The sequence below is a fragment of the Gardnerella sp. DNF00476 genome (assembly GCF_049262735.1).
Classification (GTDB): domain Bacteria; phylum Actinomycetota; class Actinomycetes; order Actinomycetales; family Bifidobacteriaceae; genus Bifidobacterium; species Bifidobacterium vaginale.
Genome location: NZ_CP058401.1, coordinates 256,608 through 276,786, shown reverse-complemented (window position 1 = coordinate 276,786; position 20,179 = coordinate 256,608). Strand labels below are relative to the sequence as shown.

The 20,179-nt window shown below is 45.1% G+C and carries 14 protein-coding genes and 1 pseudogene; 11 read left to right on the top strand and 4 right to left on the bottom strand.

Annotated elements, in window-relative coordinates; translation table 11 throughout:
- Nucleotides 1–102 precede the first annotated feature (102 nt).
- From HXT25_RS01155 to HXT25_RS01140, 4 genes are all read right to left on the bottom strand, one after another.
- Complete coding sequence (locus tag HXT25_RS01155) at nucleotides 103–1,410, bottom strand: hydroxymethylglutaryl-CoA synthase (RefSeq protein ID WP_101890361.1); 1,308 nt, start codon at nucleotides 1,408–1,410, stop codon at nucleotides 103–105.
- 143 nt (nucleotides 1,411–1,553) lie between these two features.
- Complete coding sequence (locus HXT25_RS01150) at nucleotides 1,554–2,879, bottom strand: hydroxymethylglutaryl-CoA reductase, degradative (RefSeq protein WP_422118600.1); 1,326 nt, start codon at nucleotides 2,877–2,879, stop codon at nucleotides 1,554–1,556.
- Between the two features lie 191 nt (nucleotides 2,880–3,070).
- Nucleotides 3,071–4,321: a thiolase family protein gene (locus HXT25_RS01145; protein WP_004114646.1), complete on the bottom strand. Its 1,251-nt coding sequence runs from the start codon at nucleotides 4,319–4,321 to the stop codon at nucleotides 3,071–3,073.
- Between the two features lie 222 nt (nucleotides 4,322–4,543).
- Nucleotides 4,544–5,125, bottom strand: a complete 582-nt coding sequence (locus HXT25_RS01140; RefSeq protein WP_004113391.1) for a xanthine phosphoribosyltransferase — start codon at nucleotides 5,123–5,125, stop codon at nucleotides 4,544–4,546.
- Nucleotides 5,126–5,574: 449 nt separating this feature from the next.
- On the opposite strand from HXT25_RS01140, the gene HXT25_RS01135 reads away from it, so the two are divergent.
- The 11 genes and pseudogenes from HXT25_RS01135 to ruvX all read left to right on the top strand — a co-directional run.
- Nucleotides 5,575–8,421 (top strand): ATP-dependent helicase, encoded by a 2,847-nt coding sequence (locus HXT25_RS01135; protein ID WP_422118599.1) that lies wholly within the window; start codon nucleotides 5,575–5,577, stop codon nucleotides 8,419–8,421.
- Nucleotides 8,422–8,795: 374 nt separating this feature from the next.
- Entirely contained in the window at nucleotides 8,796–9,221 is a 426-nt protein-coding gene (locus tag HXT25_RS01130; RefSeq protein ID WP_020761348.1) for a DUF4418 family protein, read from the top strand.
- Nucleotides 9,222–9,242: 21 nt separating this feature from the next.
- Nucleotides 9,243–10,454: an FtsX-like permease family protein gene (locus tag HXT25_RS01125; RefSeq protein ID WP_415703001.1), complete on the top strand. Its 1,212-nt coding sequence runs from the start codon at nucleotides 9,243–9,245 to the stop codon at nucleotides 10,452–10,454.
- Entirely contained in the window at nucleotides 10,444–11,208 is a 765-nt protein-coding gene (locus tag HXT25_RS01120) for an ABC transporter ATP-binding protein (RefSeq protein ID WP_422118598.1), read from the top strand. Before HXT25_RS01125 ends, HXT25_RS01120 begins: the two co-directional genes overlap by 11 nt.
- Before the next feature lie 750 nt (nucleotides 11,209–11,958).
- Nucleotides 11,959–12,585 (top strand): 30S ribosomal protein S4, encoded by a 627-nt coding sequence (gene rpsD, locus HXT25_RS01115; protein ID WP_004113375.1) that lies wholly within the window; start codon nucleotides 11,959–11,961, stop codon nucleotides 12,583–12,585.
- A 1,028-nt stretch (nucleotides 12,586–13,613) separates the two neighbouring features.
- Nucleotides 13,614–15,089 (top strand): galactose-1-phosphate uridylyltransferase, encoded by a 1,476-nt coding sequence (galT, locus tag HXT25_RS01110; RefSeq protein WP_407066230.1) that lies wholly within the window; start codon nucleotides 13,614–13,616, stop codon nucleotides 15,087–15,089.
- Nucleotides 15,090–15,206: 117 nt separating this feature from the next.
- The gene (locus tag HXT25_RS01105) at nucleotides 15,207–15,881 is read left to right on the top strand and encodes a histidine phosphatase family protein (RefSeq protein WP_285067856.1); all 675 of its coding nucleotides are present in this window, start codon (nucleotides 15,207–15,209) and stop codon (nucleotides 15,879–15,881) included.
- Between the two features lie 160 nt (nucleotides 15,882–16,041).
- Nucleotides 16,042–16,476, top strand: coding sequence for a DUF948 domain-containing protein (locus HXT25_RS01100; protein WP_004113368.1), 435 nt, complete (start codon nucleotides 16,042–16,044; stop codon nucleotides 16,474–16,476).
- Complete coding sequence (locus HXT25_RS01095; protein WP_004113365.1) at nucleotides 16,476–16,715, top strand: hypothetical protein; 240 nt, start codon at nucleotides 16,476–16,478, stop codon at nucleotides 16,713–16,715. The genes HXT25_RS01100 and HXT25_RS01095 overlap by 1 nt, the downstream gene beginning before the upstream one ends.
- 187 nt (nucleotides 16,716–16,902) lie before the next feature.
- Nucleotides 16,903–19,587 (top strand): alanine--tRNA ligase, encoded by a 2,685-nt coding sequence (alaS, locus tag HXT25_RS01090; RefSeq protein ID WP_048730125.1) that lies wholly within the window; start codon nucleotides 16,903–16,905, stop codon nucleotides 19,585–19,587.
- A 60-nt stretch (nucleotides 19,588–19,647) separates the two neighbouring features.
- Nucleotides 19,648–20,112, top strand: a pseudogene (gene ruvX / locus HXT25_RS01085) (Holliday junction resolvase RuvX); the annotation flags it as partial.
- Nucleotides 20,113–20,179 lie beyond the last annotated feature (67 nt).

Sequence of the window (20,179 nt, the reverse complement as noted above, 5' to 3'; positions counted from 1 at the left end):
CGACGACCTGCCGTATTTTGGTACAATCGCACTACGGTTTTGTGTGTATGTGTAGTGCGTTTGTATTAAAAAACACCGTAATTCAGTACAATCGCACTACAGCTAGATAGAACGATAGTTATGCTCTTGAGATGTGATGGAGTCAAGTACGAATCGCGCGCCACTTCGATTCTTCTGGCTGCTTATAAAATCCTGCGGAGAATAAGGCGCTGCGCTGTTAAACATCTCCTCGTATTGCGAAACGCTTAATTGCGTGCGATTGTTTAGCGACTTTAAGTGCTGATTAGAAAACAGCGCGCTACGCCAGTCTGGAACAAGTGTTGCGCTAAAGAATTCTGCTACAGCGCCAGAACCGTAGGAGAACAAGCCGATTTTTTGACCTGAGAGTAAAGGAGACAGGCATGTCGGCGATTCGTTTGTGTGTGTTGCGGAAGATAAGTCGCAAGAAACCTCACTATCGCCATCAACCGCAGAATCGTCAAAATTCTTAAAATAATCGTAATCAAGTAAAGAAATTAATCCTAAATAGAGTGAACCAGTGTAAATATTACCGATTCGGCGACTATATTGTGTGCTGTCTTGGTATCGCGCAAGAAGACGTTCGCGCGTATCGCTTGTAATAGGCGCGCTCGACTTTTCCTCCAACCCAGCTCGAAGCGCTTTAAGCCCCATTTTTGTGTATGGAAGATGGAAGCAAATCGCCTCAAAATCGTTGAAATTGCAGGCGTTTTCCGCACTGTACCGCTGCCACACGTCGCAGAACATGCGAATGTATTGTTCGGTTGAAAACTTTCCGCGAGCCAACGCCGTGCTTTGATATACGGGACGCCAAAAATCCTGGATTTCCGCCGATTTTACAACGCTGTCGTCGTTGATTTGCAACACGTGTGGATTCTCGCTTACAAGCATCGCCACAGCACCAGCGCCTTGCGTCACCTCGCCAGGAGTGCCAACGCCGTAGCGCGCAATGTCTGCAGCAATCACCAAAACTTGCGCGCCAGGATGCGTCAAAACGTAGTCACGAGCCATCATAAGCGCCGCAGTTCCGCCATAACACGCTTCTTTTACTTCCACGCAGCGCACCCACGAGCTAAGGTTTAGAAGTTTGTGAATATAAAGCGCGCTGGATTTGCTGGCGTCGACGCCGCTTTCTGTGCCAACGATCACCATTTTGAGGCGGTTGCTGTCGATGTACTGCATAAGCGGCAGAGCAGCTTGAGCGCCAAGTGTTACGATGTCTTGGTGGTTTGGTGGCACTGCCTGTTGGCTTTGACCGATTCCGATTGTGAATTTGTTCGGGTCTATTCCGCGCTCAATCGCAAGGTCGCGCATGCTTAGATAGCAATTTGGGGTTGCGAAAGTTATGCGGTCGATTCCGACTTTTGGCGTGTTTTTTGAAGTATTGCTCATGATTTCCTATTTTTTTTTAAGGCGATTTTTTTTTAAGGACGATTTTAGTGGTGTAAATTTTACGGCGTGGTTGCTGGCGACTTATCCCAAACAGAAGGAAGTCGCAGTTAACCGAGTAACACGTGTAATTATCATTTTAAACTCTAAGTATTTTTGTCTTTTCGCAAATTATCAAGAATCATCCTTGCAGAATTCGTGTTTAAATCGGAAGAATTTTCGTTTAGAAGCGCGTGCACAACTTTTTGAATTTCGTCTCCGCGCGCTCCAGATGCTATAGCGATATTTGCGGCTTGAAGGCGCATGTGACCAGCTTGGATTCCAGGACCTGCGAGTGCGCGAAGAGCCGCCAGGTTTTGCACGAGTCCTACGGCTGCTAGAACGTTACGGAAATCATTGGCGTTATTGACTTTAGAAACTTGCAGCGCGACTTTTGACATTGGGAGCGAGGCGATTGCGCCGCCCACTGTGCCGATTTGCAACGGGATTTCGATGCGACCGTAAAGGATTTGACCTGAATTTTGCAAGGTCCAGGTTGAAAGAGGCATGTAACGACCAGATTTTGCTGCCCATTCGTGTGCGGCGGCTTGTAATGCGCGCGTGTCGTTGCCAGATACGAGTGCTGCTGCAACTATTCCATTTAGGATTCCTTTGTTGTGGGTTGCAGCACGCTCCGCGTCTACGGCGGCCAGGGAGCTTAAGGCGGCGATGCGGCGCGCAAGGCGCATGCCGTCGGCATCTCCAGCCGCGGCTGTTTTTGCGCTAGTCACAAGCGCTTCTACGGGTATGCGCACTTCGGCGACTGTTGCCGCGCGGCTGGAGTTGGCAAGAATTGCCACCAGCGCCTTGCGTCCAACCCAGCTTTCCAGCTGGGTTTTAACAGCTTCGCCAATGGTGTTTGCTATGTTTGCTCCCATTGCGTCGCATGCGTTTATGTCTAGTGTTAGCTTGGCGAAGCCTGTTAACGCCGCCGCCTGCGCGCGTTCTAATCCGCCGCCGCGTTGGTATATTGATGGGTGTGCGGAGCGCGCAACCTCACTAATCGCCGTGCGTTTTGACTCATTACGCATTATGCTATCTAGTTTTTTGGCTACGCTTCCGTCCGCGTCTTCAAAAACTATTTGTGCGCGCGTAACGTAATGTGCGCTGTGTGCTACAACGCCGTTTTCTAGGCTTTTTGCTGCGATTTTTGCACCGTTGCATGCGGCAGCGATCACGGATGGCTCTTCTGTAGCCATCAGCACGTTTTGCATAACTCCGTTTACTTTTAGGCCGCGCACAACGCCTACTGGCAGGCTGAATCGCCCGATTTGGTTTTCGATCATGCTGTTTGCAACGCTTGCAGGAATGTTTGTTTCGCTGCTTTGCGCGAGTTGTGCGAGCAGAAGTTGCGTGTAATCGCCGCTAAGCGCGCCCTCTGATTCCAGCGTTTTTATGCGCTGTTCTACGCTTAATTCTCGAAAAGCTGCCATGTTTCTCCATTTTTTTTTGACGTCATTTTCGCGATTTTCACTTTTGCAATGTTGCTTTGACGCTATTGACGCTATTCAAGTCGCCGGCAACCGCCACATTCACCGCCAGCAACCGCGCGTATCACAACACTCCGTATGCGTTCTGCGACTTACTTCGCGCGTGTCACAACACGTGCACGTCTATCACACGTCTACTTTCGCATCCTAACTTGCATGCTCACTCCAATTCCGCCTCCCACGCACAGAGCTGCAACACCGTTTTGCATGTGATTGTCTCTAAGTGCGTAAAGAAGTGTTGTTAAAATCCTGGCTCCGCTAGCGCCCAAAGGATGCCCGAGCGCAATCGCGCCGCCTCTTATGTTCAGTTTGCTTTCGTTGATGTTCAGCTGCTGGCACACGGCTATGCTTTGTGCGGCAAACGCTTCGTTAATCTCAAAAAGGTCAATGTTTTCAACGGTGTAGCCCGTGTTTTTTAGCATGCGTTCCATAACGTGTTTTGGCGCGTAGCCCATAAGGTCTGGACTGATTCCACCTTCTGCAAATCCTACGATTTCTGCCAAATAGTCGATTCCGTGCGCGATTGCGTAGTCTTTGCTCATTAAGACGAGTGCTGCTGCGCCGTCGTTTATGCCGCTTGCGTTTCCGGCTGTTACAGTAGGAGAGTGTTTTGCTCCAGAATACGCCTCGCGAGTTTCATCTGCCTCGCGCATTCCACCAGTTTCGCACCTGTCAAAATCCGCCTCAAACAACGTTTTAAGCTTAGAAAGTTTCTCTATAGAAGTGTTGGCGCGCGGATGCTCGTCTCTGTTAATCACAGTTCCGTCCAAAAGCTGCACGGGTGCAATCTCCGCGTCAAAATCGCCGTTATTTTGCGCGAAAACGGCTTTCTGGTGCGATTTTAACGCAAAAGCGTCTTGCTGCTTGCGCGTTATGCCAAACTTCGCGGCCACGTTTTCGGCAGTAACTCCCATTTCTTTGCCAGTAAAAGCGTCACAAAGTCCGTCTTTTTTTAGTCCATCAACCAGTGCGCTGTTGCCGTAGCGAAGGCCACCAAATCGCACGTTTTGCGCGTAAAACGGCACGTTGCTCATGCTTTCCGTGCCTCCAGCAACTACCACTTTTGCATCTCCCATGCAAATCGCAGATTGCGCAAGGCGAATGGCTTTAAGACCAGATCCGCAAACTTCGTTGATTGTCATTGCGCAACTTGACTCGTCAAGCCCCGAGCTAAGGGCGATTTGGCGCGCAACGTTTTGACCGCTGCCTGCTTGAAGTACGTTGCCAAAAATCGCTTGATCTACAGATTTTGGACTGATTTTTGCGCGTTCGATTGCGGCTTTTGCTGCGATTGTTCCTAACTCAACAGATGTGAGCGATTTCAACGCGCCTCCGAATTTTCCTATCGGTGTGCGCGCTGCGCTTACAATCACAACATCACTCATACGTTTAGCCGCCAATCAGTTGAAAACTAGCCGATTAAAGCTATCTTGATCAAGCTATCTTATTGAAAATTATTAAAAATTGCATGTTGAAAGCTAGCACATTTAGAGTAATAGGTTTCAAACACCAACCGAACTACTTTATCGTATTTTTACGCAAAATTGCGATTTGTGAAGAATTATGTTTAATTTTTTCACAATTTGCGCACAATCATATTGACTTGGCTATTGGCGGAAGGTGATTGACCCATCGTTAGGATCCATCGACTCCACAATCGCCAGCGAATCCAAGTCATATCCAGCTTCGCGCAACGCATCTCCGCCGCCTTGGAAGCCTTTTTCAATCGCAATGCCAATGCCAGCAACCGTGGCTCCAGCGTGATCGCAAATGTCAATCAACCCTTGCAAAGCTTTGCCATTAGCCAAAAAATCGTCCAAAATTAAAACGCGGTCGTCTGCGCTCAAATATTTTCTAGACACAATTACAGGGAATTCGCGTTGCTTTGTGAACGAGAATACGGTAGACACGTATTGATCGCCATCCAAGTTGATTGATTGCGCTTTCTTTGCAAAAACCACTGGAACGTTGCCAAAATGACGCGCAGCAACGCACGCGATTCCGATTCCCGAAGACTCGATTGTTAGGATTTTGTTGATTTGCGTGTTTTTAAAATGCTGCGCCCATGCAGCTCCCATTGCGTCAAAAAGCGCGCAATCGCACTGGTGGTTAAGGAATGCGTCAACTTTCAAAACATTTCCTGGCTTAACAATGCCTTCTTTTTGGATACGTTCTTCAAGTTCTTGCACGATTATTCCTTTCAAATTGCGCCGCATTTTGCGTGTGTAGCGTGTATTTGTATAGCTTACCCCCAGCTTTGACTCACTTGCGCGACGACCTACCTTTTCGCTTGAGAAGCGTAGCGCGAAAAGGTAATTCGGAGCGCTGAGCTTGCTCAAGGTTGAAAGCACAGTGTGCTTTCAACGCAAGCGAGGACGTGAGCGCGCTGTAACGCGCGAGCGACAAGACCTACCTTTTCGCTTAGAGCGTAGCGCGCGAACGATGCAAAACGTTGTTTAGAGCTACAAAGTGCGTCAGTTTTTCCGCTTTTTGTACGTGATTTGGGTCAAATGTGCTACAAAGTGCGTAAGTTGCGTAATGCGTATAGTGCAAAACGCACGATTTGTGTTTGGCTGCCGTTCGTTAAAATTGGTTAGAGTTTAATTTTTGCGATTTGGAACACGGGAGTGAGGGGCTTTTGAGCAAGTACGGTTACGATTTTGATTTGTTTGGCAATCCAGAAGATGCCGACGAGCAGAGCGATGCTTCTATTAGCAATGCTCCTATTAGCGATGCACCTATTAATAAAGATATGACGAGCGAAGTTTCTGCTTCTACGGTTGCTGGCGATTTTTCCGCAAAATATTCAAATTCCGTACAATCTTCCCAAACAGCTCAATCTTCTGCCGCTGCCCAATACGCTCAAACATCCGCACAATCTTCCAACATTCCTGAAATCAACCCACAATCGCTTTTAGAAGGCTTAAATCCACAGCAATCCAAGGCTGTTCAATACACTGGCCCAGCGCTTTTAATCGGAGCTGGCGCAGGCAGCGGCAAAACGCGTGTTCTTACGCGCCGAATCGCGTGGATTTTGGCTAATCGCAAGGCGTGGCCGAGCCAAATTCTTGCAATCACGTTTACAAATAAAGCGGCTGCGGAGATGCGCGAGCGCTTGGCGAGCTTAATAGGCAATAGTGCAAATAGCATGTGGGTTTCCACTTTCCATTCCGCTTGCGTTAAAATTCTTCGCGCTCATGGCGATTCAATCGGCTTAAAATCAGGTTTTTCTATCTACGATTCTTCCGATTGCGAGCGTCTTGTTAAAATAATCGCATCCGAATTGAATATCGATATTAAAAAGTTTACTCCTAAACTTTTATTGTCTAAGATATCTGATTTCAAAAATAATTTGGTTACTTGGCAGGAAAATCTTAAAAATTACGCACCAGATTATAAGCCAGGCGCGTCTGTATCTGGTGCATCTAGCTTTAATGCTGCTGGCAATGCTGATGCGCTTTATGCTGCTGTTTACGCGGAGTATCAAAATAGGCTTAGCGTTTCGAATGCTGTTGATTTTGACGATTTGATTATGTTAACGGTTAAGCTTTTGCGCCAAAATCCGCAAGTTAGCGCGTATTACAAGCGAAAGTTCCGTTACATTTTGGTTGACGAATATCAGGATACCAATCACGCGCAATACGTGTTGATTCGTGAGCTTGCAGGTGTGGATGATTATTCCACTGATTCCACTGTTTCACCAGATTCCACTCAACTTCCGCAATCTTCAATCACGGTTGTTGGCGATTCCGACCAGTCAATTTACGCTTTCCGCGGTGCAGATATTCGCAATATTCAAGACTTTGAGCAGGATTTTCCAAGCGCTACAACAATTATGTTGGAGCAGAATTATCGCTCTACGCAAACCATTTTGGATGCTGCAAATGCTGTGATCTCCAACAACGCTAATCGAAAACCTAAAAAGTTGTGGACATCTTTAGGCAAAGGTTCGCCGATTGTCGGTTATGTAGCAGATAACGCGCAAGGTGAGGCTTCTTGGGTTGCTCAAGAAATCGCGCGTTTGGCAGGCGAAGATGGCGTAAACTATTCAGATATTGCGATTATGTATCGCGCAAATTCGCAATCGCGTAGCTTAGAAGATGCGCTTATTAAGTCGGGCTTGCCTTATCAACTTGTTGGCGGAACTAAGTTCTATGAGCGTCGCGAAGTCAAAGATGCGCTTGCTTACTTGCAGTCGATTGCAAACCCTGATGACGATGTCAATATGCGCCGCATTTTAAACGTTCCGAAGCGTGGTCTTGGTGCGCGTGCTGAGTCGCAGATTACGTCTTATGCAAAAGAAAATTCTATAAGTTTTTGGTCTGCTCTTAGTCAAATAGATAAGATTGCAGAACAAATTGGTATTTCATCTAGAACTTTTAATGCGCTTAAGAGTTTTAGGGATCTTATGACTTCGCTTATTGACTTTATGAAAGCTAACGATTCCAAGCCTTCTAAGGTTGTGGAGAACGTGCTTAACGAGAGCGGATTGTTGCAGGATTTGCGAGAGTCTAAGGACCCTCAAGACGAATTTAGAGTAGATAACTTGTCTCAATTACAATCTGTTGCAGCCGAGTATGAGCAGAATACGCCTGATGCTAATGTCGCTGGTTTTTTGGAGACTACGGCTTTGGTTGCGGATTCTGATCAGCTTCCAGACCAGGGCGAAGATACTGGAAAAGTTACGCTTATGACGCTTCACACGGCTAAAGGTTTGGAATATCCTGTTGTGTTTTTGACTGGAATGGAGCAGGGCACTTTTCCTCATTCGCGCTGTGTTGACAATCAAAAGGAGCTTTGCGAGGAGCGTCGTCTTGCATACGTTGGCATAACTCGCGCTAAGAAGATTTTGTACGTCACTTGGGCGGCTGAGAGATCGCAATGGGGCAAGTCAGCGGAAATGATACAAAGCCAGTTTTTGGACGAGATTCCTGCCGATTTGATTTCTTGGAAGCGCAAGGAAGCAGATGTTATGCGTGCTGGGCTTAGGGGAGCGGGCAGTGATTTTGACCGCGATTTTGACCGCGATTTTGGAAGCGATGGTGGTTGGGACGACGATTCGTACACCACTTACGGCGGATCGAGTTACCGAAAATCGCATTATGGCAAGTCGTATAGCTCAAAGTCTTATGGCTCTAATTCATATGGCAATTCATATGGCAAGTCGTATGGTTCAAAGTCTGGCAAAGTCACCACTCGTATCGCCAGAAAATCTAGTGAATCATACCAGCATCAATCATCCACATCAAATTTGCAGTCATCTTCATCATCGTTGTCTTACAAAAAACAAGGTTTGCAAGAAAAGGACAATCACTTAAATATCAACGATTTTCATGAAGGCGATAAAATTTCGCACGACACTTACGGTCTTGGAACTGTTCTTAAAACGCAAGACAAGGGAAGAAACTCGATTATCACAGTTGACTTTGGCTCGGATGGTGTAAAAAGACTCATGTTAAGAGTTGCACCAATTGAGAAATTGTAAAATTGTAAATTTTTTTGTTTTATAAATGTTGCACTTAAAATAATGAAATCCTATTGAAGATTACTTTAAATTGTTAATTGTAATATTGTTATAACTAGTGCGTGATTATATACACTAAAACAAAATATTCAAGACTTGTTTTCTATTAAGCTATACGAAAAAATATAAAAGTAGGAAAAATATAGAAGTAGACGAAACCGCAAATGTGTAAGATTCGTGACTCAAGAGTAAGTCGATTAAGCTCTTAAACATTGCGATTGTATTTATAATGAGATTTTAAAAGGCGTGGCGCTTACAAACGTGAGTGCCGTAAAGCGTGTTGCGTTAAAGAGCAACACTAAAAAATAATAACTAGATTTAATGAGGTATTTATTATGAAAAACAAATTATTCGCATCGCTTCATGCAATTATTTTTGGAATTCTTATTGCTATAGCGCCATTGACATTTGCAAAACCATGCTCAACTGGAGGCATGCATAAAATGCAAAAAATGCCTATGATGATGCAACCTATGGCATGCTACTACACCGGCCGCGTGGCTATTGGAATTGGCGTAGTTATTGCAATTCTAGGCATTATTGCGCTATTTGTTAAAGAACACGTTCGCGCTGGCTTAAATATTGCTGTAATCGCTAACTCTCTGTTTATGATTGCTACTACAACATTCCTTATTGGTGTTTGCAAAAGTCCAATGATGCATTGCGCATCTGTTATGCGTCCAACGTTGATTGTGCTATCTGTACTAGCGTTGGTGTTTGCATCCGTTAGCGTGTATCTCGATACTAAGTCTGCTTGCTAGTGCGCATCTAAGTAATTTACTATGCACACTATTACATTAAAGAGATTGCCGCTAGAAAACCTAAAGCAAAAGCCGCTTAGAACCGCCGCGTTAATTGTGGTTTCCGCGTGCTTAGCTGCAGTGTTTTTTGGCGGCTCACTAATCTCCCTAAATCTTTCTAATGGTTTAAGTAGTATGCGCGCTCGCCTTGGCGCGGATATTATGGTGATTCCGCAAAACACATACAATCGTGCGGAAGCGTTGCTAACTAATGGCGGATCGAGCACGTTTTACTTTACGAACAATATTGAGGATTTTGTGCGAAAATCAAAAGGCGTTGAAAAAGCAAGCGTACAAACTTACATATCTTCTCTATCTGCTGGATGCTGCGCAGAAAAGTTGCAAATCATAGGTTTTGACCCTACGAGTGACTTTGTAATCGCGCCATGGATTTATTCGCAACACAAAAGCGAGCTTAAAAAAGGGCATATGATTGCAGGCGCAAACGTGCTTGTGTCTTACAAAAATACTGTTCGCTTGTATGGGCACGAATGGCCGATTGTTGCGCAACTTGCTAAAACGGGCACTAGCTTAGATAACTCAGTGTTTGTAAACAGAGACACGATTCCAGCGGTTATTAAATATTCTTCTAAAGTTGGGCACACTGCGATTCCTGCAAAATACGCGCGCAAGGCAGTTAGCGCTGTTCTTGTAAAAGTGAGCAGGGGTTTTAGCGCTCAAAAAGTTGCGGAAAATATTCGTAAAACTAGCGGAATTAAAAGTCTTGGAGTGGTCTTTCCAGGCGGAATTACAGAGCAGACTAAAAAGAGCTTAGAGGTGCTAAATAAGGCGATTTTTCTTGGCATTCTTGCGTTTTGGCTTGTGGGCGTGTTGATTCTTGTGTGCGTTTTTGCGTCTTCTACATCGGAGCGCAAGAGGGAATTTGCTTCATTGAGGATTCTTGGTGCAAATAGGCGCATGCTTCTAAAGATGGTCGCGCGTGAATCGTCTGCGATTGGTTTTGGCGGAGGCGTGATTGGCGTTGCTTTTGCTTCGCTTATTTTGTTCCCATATAATGTTGTTATTTCTCAACAGTTGCAATTGCCGTACTTGGAGTCGAATGTTTGGTTTGTGTGCGCGCTTGCGGCAGTTTCTGTAGCGTTTTCGTTCGCTAGTGTTTTGGTAACTTCTGCGATTATTGTGGGGCGAATCGCAAGCAGGGAAGCGTATTTGACTTTAAGAGATGGCGAATAAAATGGCGAATAAAGTTGTTAGTAACGATTTAGTAGTAAATCTTAAAAATGTCACTCGCGAATTTAAACGCAAAAATAGGAAGTTTATTGCTGTAGACAATGTTAATTTTTCGCTTAAAGCTGGCGACTTTGTTGCGATTGTGGGCAAGTCTGGCAATGGAAAATCTACTCTTTTAAACATGATTGCAGGTCTTTTAAAGCCGACGCGTGGAAACGTTACGATTTTTGGATGCAATATTTCACTGCCTTCTATAAGCGACGAGCAAATTTCTGCGATTCGCGCAAAAAACATTGGTTTTGTTACGCAATCGCAGACGCTGCTTGCTAATTTGAATGTGATAAATAACGTTATTTTGCCTGTTAAGATTTTTGATGCTTCTTCTAAGCGAATAGGCGATTTTACGGAAAAACTTGAGCCAGAAGATTGTGCGAATGTGACTTCCTTCGCTATGGATTTGCTTAAGCGACTTAACGTGGACGATCTTGCGCATTGTTATCCACGTGAGCTTTCTGGCGGAGAAATGAGACGCGTTATGATTGCGCGCTCTTTGATTAACAACCCGCGTTTACTGCTGTTGGATGAGCCTACGGGCGATTTGGATTCGCAAAATACTCAAACTGTGGTGTCTTTGCTGCGCGATTGTGCGGCTTCTGGCGCGGCTGTTTTAGTCGTTACTCACGATGAATCTGTTGCTGCAAGCGCTGACTGTGTTTACACAATGGACTCTGGCATACTTCGTGCACTCTGTGACTGAGCTTTGTTGCGCGGTTTTCCTATTTAGAGTTGCTGAGGGCTGGGTGTTTCTGCGTTCGCGCGGTCTAAGCGCGCTCGCGCCTTCGCTTGCGTTGAAAGCACACTGTGCTTTCAACTTTGAGCAAGCTCAGCGAATCGAGGTGACTTCTCGCGCATTATGCAGCTCGAAGTCGTCGATTCGCACAACGCTCCGCCTCTTACGTGTTGGTTGTTGTTGCGGTTGTTCCGTTTTGTCTTTGATTTTGTTTTTGGATTGAGGTTTGTTTGTAGTGGTTGATCATTTGGATTATTTGGTATCGGCTGCCGCTCTTATACTGTTCGACCAAGAATCACCCAGCCCTCTTACGTGCTTGAACAATTGCGTGGTTTTTATCACCGAGATTCTCGATTTTTCTTGCTCTCTCGGCGAGTCACCACCTTCGGCGCTGAGGCTCACCTCGTTCACGGCGAAAAACCTCGAATCTTCACCTAGCTTGGTGTAATATGCGTGCAAAAGATGACGTTGATGCGAGCGCGAGTATCTACGGCGCGGAGTAGTATGAGAAACGATGCCTATTTTTTGTAGGCATTATCTGGAGCCTTAGCCCATCAGTGGGTCGGCGCGCAAGAATTATGGCGTTATTTCAGCGTTTTAATGCTTTCGCGTTCGTGTGTTAGCACGAAGAAGCACTGGAGAGGCCGGCTCAGCGTGAACAATCGTAAATGTTTGGTTCACGTTCCGTTCAGATAACGACAGAATAAAGGATTAGTAATGACTAATATTCAGCGTTCTCGCCGTCAGGTGCGTCTTTCTCGCGCCCTCGGCATCGCTTTGACCCCAAAGGCTCAGCGTATTTTCGAGAAGCGTCCATATGCTCCAGGTGAGCACGGCCGCACTCGTCGTCGTACCGAGTCAGATTACGCAGTACGTCTTCGCGAGAAGCAGCGTCTTCGCGCTCAGTACGGTCTTTCCGAGAAGCAGCTTCGTGCAGCTTACGAAAAGGGTACGCACACTGCAGGTCAGACTGGTGACGCAATGCTCACCGATTTGGAAACCCGTCTTGACGCTTTGGTTTTGCGCGCAGGTTTTGCTCGCACAACCGCTCAGGCTCGCCAGTTTGTTGTGCATCGTCACATTTTGGTAGATGGCAATCTTGTTGATCGCCCATCCTACCGTGTTAAGCCAGGCCAGACCATTCAGGTTCGCGCTAAGAGCCAGACAATGGTGCCATTCCAGATGGCTGCTGAAGGCGTTCATCGTGACGTTTTGCCAGCAGTTCCTGGTTATCTCGATGTGAATCTTGCCTCTTTGAAGGCTACTTTGACTCGTAAGCCGGAAGTCGATCAGATTCCAGTTGAAGTCAACATCCAGTACGTCGTCGAGTACTACGCTCGCTAAATTCTGGATTTCATTCTTAAGGACATACCGCTTGACCCCTGCTGTGCATTGCATAGTGGGGGTCAATGCGTTTTATTTGCTATTCTTCCCGTGTTTTGTAGTTCTGATTGGTGTGTTGGACTACAAAGTGCGGAAGTTTTTCCGCATTTTGTTGTTCAACACGCTGTTTAGAGCTACAAAGTGCGGAAAATACTGCACGAATCGTAGTGCATTTGTATAAAATCAGTATGAACTACGTAAAAGTTGGTTACATGTTGGTGCACATTAACTTTTGTTTGGGATTAGTCGCCAGCAACCGTACATTTTGTAACAAAACAGTTTAATAAAAAAACAAAATCATATATAATTATTCACAATAATATTCGTTATATCACAAAATATAACATTCTGCGAGTGTTGAATCAGAAAATATATAATAGATAACTAAGCGTCTAGTAAGCGTTGTAAGTAAGAAGATACAAGAATAAGAAGTTATACGAAAATAAAAGAAGATAAAGAAGAATAAAGAGACGATGGAGTCAAAGATGTCTCAAATTAGCAATGAAGAAGATGTGAAAGCGGTGCAAGAAGCACAGCAATATATGACTGCGCACAACGCACAGTATGCAGAAGATGCAGAAGATGTAAGAGACGCAAAAGACGTGTTAAGCAATAACGTTTTTGAAGGGGATGATTTTGTGGAAAAGCCTAAAAAAGTTGCAGGACTTCACAATATTCCAACAACAGCTGGTTTCGCTGGTCCTGGTGGTGGATTTGAAGGTGGCGCTGCAGCAGGATTTGAAATTGATGAAGACGGCACTACGCATAAGAAGGCAGATGAGCGTCAAGTTGAAAAAAGCTTGGAAGACACAGATGCTTTTGATGCAATAGACATTAATGCAATTCGCGCTAGGAACAAGGCTGGCGGAGCAAACTACTCGGTTATTAACAAAATAACCAGCACGGGTGTTGGAGATTCTTCGCTGAGTAGTCTTGTAGCTCAAGCAGAAGAAGAGGTGGCTGAAAACGTGCAGTCTGCGCAATCTACTATGCATTCGGAATCATACCAAGGATTACAGTCGCCAATGCGCTCTTCGCTAGGCGATAATGCCTTCTACCAAACGCAACAAATTCCGACTGTTCAAACTCCTATTCGAGATTTCGGTGGAGAGTATCCGTATAAGTTGTATCGCCCAGGAACTTACGCGCGTGAGCATATTCGTATTACGGTAACAAAGCTTTCCGACGGTCGCGACTTTTTCTACATCGACGACAACCCAGAATATGTTAGCGGACACAAAACAAGGGAGCTGATTGACCCTAGAAAGTTGGCGTATCGCTTTACATCTCATTTTGATAGCGAAGGTAATGAGGTTCCTAGAGAAGTTCCGCAAATGCGTCAGGATCCGCTTACAGGAGACTGGATTCCTATGTCTAGGCTGTGGGCAAAACGACCAGCCCCCATTCTTAGAGAGAGTTCAAATAGCGATAGCTTAAATAGTGATAGTAATCAGCAATCAAGAATCGACCCATTCGCTGGTAGAAAGCCAGAATCTGAGTATCAAGATGGTGAAATTCCAGACGAAGACTACGACGTTGTTGTTTTTGAAAACCGTTATCCAGCTATGGCTCAGGTTGCAGGAGTGCCAAACACAACAACCTACGTTGATGGCAATCCGCTGTGGAAGCAGGCTCCTGCAGCTGGTCGTTGTGAGGTGATTTGCTTTAGTTCCAACGAAAACATGCTTCCAGCTAATCTTTCTGTTTTGCGAATGCGCACGATTGTTGAAGCTTGGGCGTTTAGAACCGCGGAAATTAGCCAAATTGATGGCATTAAGCAGATTTATCCTTTTGAAAATCACGGCAGCCAAATTGGTGTGACTTTGAATCATCCTCACGGTCAGATTTATGCTTATCCGTTTATTGCTCCTAGGTTGGAGCAGGAGTTGCGCCACACAGAGGCTTATTTTGAGCGCACTGGCAGTAATCTTCTTAAGGATTTGATGAATTCGGAGATTGAGGCTAAAAAGCGTGTGATTATGCATAATCATAGTTGGGTTGCGTATGTGCCAGCAGCAGCGCGTTGGCCTCTAGAAGTGCATGTTGCTCCTGTTCGTGATGTTCTTACTTTGGATCAGCTTGACGACCAAGAGCGTTGGGATTTGGCACAAATTTATATAACACTTCTTAGACGTGCTAATAAGTTCTTTGGTTTTAATGGCGACTCTAGTACTAAATCGTTTGCAGGTTCGGCTGCTTTCGACTTATCTTCTGGTATGAGTGCTGCAAATTCTAGCGAATTTGTTGATTTGCCTTATGTTGCAGCATGGCATCAGGCTCCTGTGCATGATTCTCGTCGTGCGCATTATCGTCTTAATTTACAATTCTTCTCGTTTATGCGAGATGCTAACAAAATCAAGTATTTGGCTGGGTCGGAAGCTGGGATGGCATCTTGGATTTCTGATACAACGCCAGAGCTGATTGCAAGTAGATTCCAAGAATTAGGCGATGTTGATTTGGATTAGTCTTACCTGTATTAGTCTGATTAAACAAATAACAAAGTCAATTTGTGTGAAGCATTGTTTAAAGCATTGCATAAAACATTGTGTAGAACAATTTATTAAAAGTGAGATGATTAAGTTATGTTGCTGCATCTTTATTTAGTTCGTCATGGTCAAACCATGTTTAATTGCTACAATCGTCTTCAAGGTTGGTCAAATTCTCCTCTTACCGATAAAGGACTTGCAGACGCAGATCGTGCAGCAGAAAAATTAGCTAATGTCATTTTTGCTGCAGCATATTGTTCAGATACAACTCGTGCTCAAATCACTGCTGAGCGTATTTTAAGCGAAAACGAAAAACACACTCATGCTCGACCACAACTCATAAGCGATATGCATTTTCGTGAGCAATGCTACGGATATTTTGAAGGACAAGACATGAATATGGCTTGGTGGGCAGCAGGTGCTCCTCACGGAGCAAAAACATATAATGAAATCGTTGAAAAGTTTGGGCTTTCGGCTACCCGAGATATGCTCAAAGAGGCGGATCCATTCCACGATGCTGAGTCGGATATTGAGTATTGGAAGCGTGTTGAGGGCGGTTTTAAAATAATCGCCAGCAATCCAGTGTTAAAAGATGGAGATAGTGTTTTGCAAATCTCACACGGAAACACGCTTTTAAGTCTTATGCATCGTTTTGCGCCTGCTGGCTACGATTTGAGCGAGCGTCCGCAAAATGGTAGTGTGACTCGTTTAGATTTTGACACTTCTAAGCCACTTGATCAGGCTATAACTATTAAGGGTTACAACGAGTAGAGCGTACTGTAAATCCACTTTTATATATTGATATATTAGGGTTGATATATTAAGAAAGATATGTGTTAGTGGTTTACTCGAAGAGTCTTGACTCTTCGTTAATCTTTTAAATACATTGCGTGGGTTAGTCGCGCGTAAAAACAGCAGGAAAGAGGTTACGATGAGCGTTGGAGACATAGCTGCTCTGATTGCCGCGATTTCGTTTGCGGTTCTTTCTGGTTTTATGATTTATCCTCTGATTAGGTTGGGTAAGATGTTTAATCAGATTGCTCAAACCGTTAAGGAATCAGGTGAACATGCTTTGCCTGCTATTGATGAGTCTGTTACTACAGTAAAGCAAGTAAACAAAACCTTAGAAGATGTTAATGCTGTTACGGATGCTGCTCGCACCACTGCGACTAATGTTGGTGCTCTTACAGATTTGTATGGTGCTTTTCTTGGAAAACCTATTATTAAGATTGCTGCAGCTGGATATGCTCTTAAGGACACTATTAACGCATTCTTCAATAAGCCTACAGTTCCAACGGATTTTTCAGAATCTTCTGCACGCCACGCAGCTAATTCTGGTGAGTCGAGTGAGTCTAAGGGGGAGTGATGTTTAAGCGTTTATTCTGGCTTTGCGTAGGAATAGTAATAGGCGTGATGTCTGTTACTAAGGCTCGCGCTTATATTAAAGGAAAATTCCCAGAAAGTGTTGGAGATTTTTTCTTTGATAAAGATCCGAAGAATCTTACTTTAACCACGATTTTGTCTTTATTTAAGGATTTTAATTCCAGCAGAAAAACTCACGAGTCGCAGCTTAATTCTAAGTATGCTAATAAGTATGCTAAATAAAATAAGCTTGCTAATAAGTCTTGAAAGTTTTTTATAACTAAAGTTTTTATAGGTAAAGTTTTATAATCAAAAATTGGTCTTGCAGATTAATCATTCTGCGACTCGCGCCTTAAAGCATGATGGTATGATATTCTTTTGTGCCGCCCTGTTGCATGGCGTTTTAATATAACACAAGGAGTTCGTACCTATGCGCACAGCAGAAATTGCAAAGCGTTATCTTGACTACTTTGGTAATCATGGTCATATGGTCGTGCCTTCAGCATCGCTGATTTCACCAAATCCAACGACGCTTTTCACGATTGCAGGCATGGTTCCATTCATACCTTATCTTTTGGGAGAGCAAACGCCTCCTTCTCGCAGAATGACGTCTAACCAGAAGTGCGTGCGTACTCTTGATATTGACGAAGTCGGCAAAACTACTCGTCACGGCACGTTCTTCCAGATGGTTGGTAACTTCTCGTTTGGCGATTATTTTAAGGAAGAAGCGATTCACTACGCTTGGGAGCTTTTAACAACTCCGCAAGATAAGGGCGGATACGGATTTGACCCTGAAAAGCTCTGGGTAACTACTTATACCGACGATGATGAAGCTCGCGCAATTTGGAAGAACGAAGGCTTCGACCCAGAGCACATGCAAGTTTTCGGTATGGAAGATAACTTCTGGACCACTGGTGGTCCTGGTCCTGGCGGCCCATGCTCCGAAATCTACGTTGATCGCGGTCCTAAATACGGTAAGGATGGCGGTCCTGCTGCTGACGAATCTCGTTTCATTGAGATTTGGGATTTGGTCTTCGAAAACTTCCAGGTAGATAACGTAAAGTCTAAGACTGATTTGCATATTGTTGGTGAGCTTGACCAGAAGAATATCGATACCGGCGCAGGTTTGGAACGTTTGGCTTACCTTATGCAAGGTAAGGAAAATATTTACGAAACAGACGAAGTTTATCCAGTTATTGAAGCTGCAGAAAAGCTTAGCGGTGTAAAGTACGGCGATAATAATGATGCTGATGTGCGTTTCCGCGTTGTAGCAGATCACGTGCGTTCCGCTTTGATGATTATGAGCGATGGTGTGCGCCCAAGTAACGTTGGACGCGGATACGTGCTTCGTCGTCTTCTTCGCAGAACCGTTCGCGCAATGCGCATGCTCGGCGTTCAGGACCCAGTTCTTACAACCTTGTTCCCAGTTTCTAAGGCTGCAATGGAACCAAGCTACCCAGAGCTTAACAACACTTTCCACGAGGTTAGCGAAGCTGCATATGGTGAAGAAGACGCGTTCCGCAGAACTCTTGAAAAGGGCACAACTATTCTTGACTTGGCTGTTGAAAAAGCTAAGAAAGAACACAAGGATGACCCTATTGTTGGTGGTTCCGACGCATTTACTTTGCATGATACTTACGGCTTCCCAATCGAGTTGACTTTGGAGATGGCTGCTGAGCAGGGTGTTAAGGTTGATGAAGCTAAGTTCCGCGAGCTTATGAGCGAGCAGAAAGGTCGCGCTCGCGCTGATGCTTTGAAGAAGCGTCACAATGTGGATGTTAGCGTTTATGACGACATTAAGAAGGAGCTTGAAAAGCCAATCGACTTCCTCGGTTACACAGATTTCTCCAGCCGTTCAAACGTTTTGGCAATTGTTGAAGCCGGTAAGGGTGCTGTTAAAAGTGTTAGCGCTCCTGCAAACGTTGAAGTTATTCTTGATCGCACGCCATTCTATGCTGAGCGCGGTGGTCAGATTGCTGATCAGGGTGAGATTATTTCCGACGACGGCGCGATTTTGGAAGTTGACGATGTTCAGCGTCCAATCAAGGATTTGATTGTTCACAGCTGCCGACTTACTGAAGGCACTTTGAGTGTTGGTGCTCCAGTGAACACGAATATTGATCAGGTGCGCCGTGCTGCTTTGGCTCGAAGCCATACTGCTACGCATACTCTTCACAAGGCTTTGCGCGAAGAGCTTGGTCCGCAGGCAACTCAGCGCGGTTCTGTAGTTGATCCAGATCGTTTGCGCTTTGACTTCCAGTGGCCAAAGGCTGTTGATAAGGATGCGCTGCTGCGTGTAGAAGCTCGCGTAAACGAGCGTATTCGTGACGATTTGCAGGTTGTTCCAAAGGAAATGCCAATCGATGACGCTTTCAAGCTTGGAGCAATGCACTTGTTCGGCGAAAAGTACGGTGATATTGTGCGCGTTGTTGAGATTGGCGACGGTTGGAGCCGCGAGCTTTGCGGTGGTACTCACGCTAAGAGCACTGGAAAGATTGGTATGGTTACAATCCTTTCCGAGTCTTCCATTGGCTCTGGTGTTCGCAGAATCGACGCGCTTTGCGGCGAAGAGGCGTATGAATATGGTGCTCGTGAGCACGCTTTGGTGGCGCAACTTGCTGGCATGGTTAATGCACGCCCAGATGAGTTAGCTGAGCGCTTGGAGTCCTTGCTCAACAAGATGAAGGATTCAGACCGCAAGCTTTCTTCGGTGTATGAGGCTCAGCTTAACGATGCTGTTCCAGAATTGGTTGAGGCGGCTAAACAAAGTGGCGCAACGGTTAAGCTTGCTGTAAAGAATGTTGGAAACTTTGGTTCCTTCGATGCATTGCGCAAAACAACACTGGATGTTCGTTCTCGCTTAGGTGAGGATGCTCCTGTGATTGTGGCGCTGTGTGGCGTGAATGAAGAGGATCGTCCAATGGTGGCGGTGGCGACTAACGACGCCGCGCGTGATCTAGGTGCCAAGGCTGGCGATCTTGTGCGTACTGCTTCCAAGATTCTTGGCGGTGGCGGCGGAGGAAAGCCAGACTTCGCTCAAGGCGGCGGAACTGATGCTTCTAAGATTGACGAAGCGCTTGAGGCTGTTAAGAGCGAAGTGGCTAAGCTCGACTAGTGCGTAGCTACACGCTTAAAACAAAACGATATAATCTTTACCAAGAGCAGCATAAAATTCATGGTGTGGTTAGGTATTGATTTAGGAGATGCCAGGGTTGGGCTTTCTAAGTCCGACCCTGAGCTGACTTTTGCTCACCCAATCGGTAATATTCAATCCTATGGTGATTCGTTTAATGCGATTGAAGATGTTTTAAACATTATCGAAGATAATAGTGTTAGTCGTGTTGTAATAGGTCTTCCTTTGCAATTAGACGGAACTGAAGGAAAATCTGCTAAAAAAGCGCGTCGTTGGGGTACTAATTTAGTCAAAAGAATGAAGTCGCTTTTTGATTATGGAGATTGGTCTCTCGATTTTATTCCAGAAGTCGTTTTTAAAGACGAGAGACTAACAACAGTTACAGCTCATAAACAACTGTTAGATGCTGATTTTTCTACTAAAAAGCATCGTCCTATGGTAGATCAGCAATCGGCAGTGTTGATTTTGCAATCTGCGATTGACGATTATAAGAATGTTTGCAAAAATATAGAAAGCAATTCGCAAATCGCAATAAAAGATTTAAGCAATTCGCAAAATAATTCGCAAAATAATT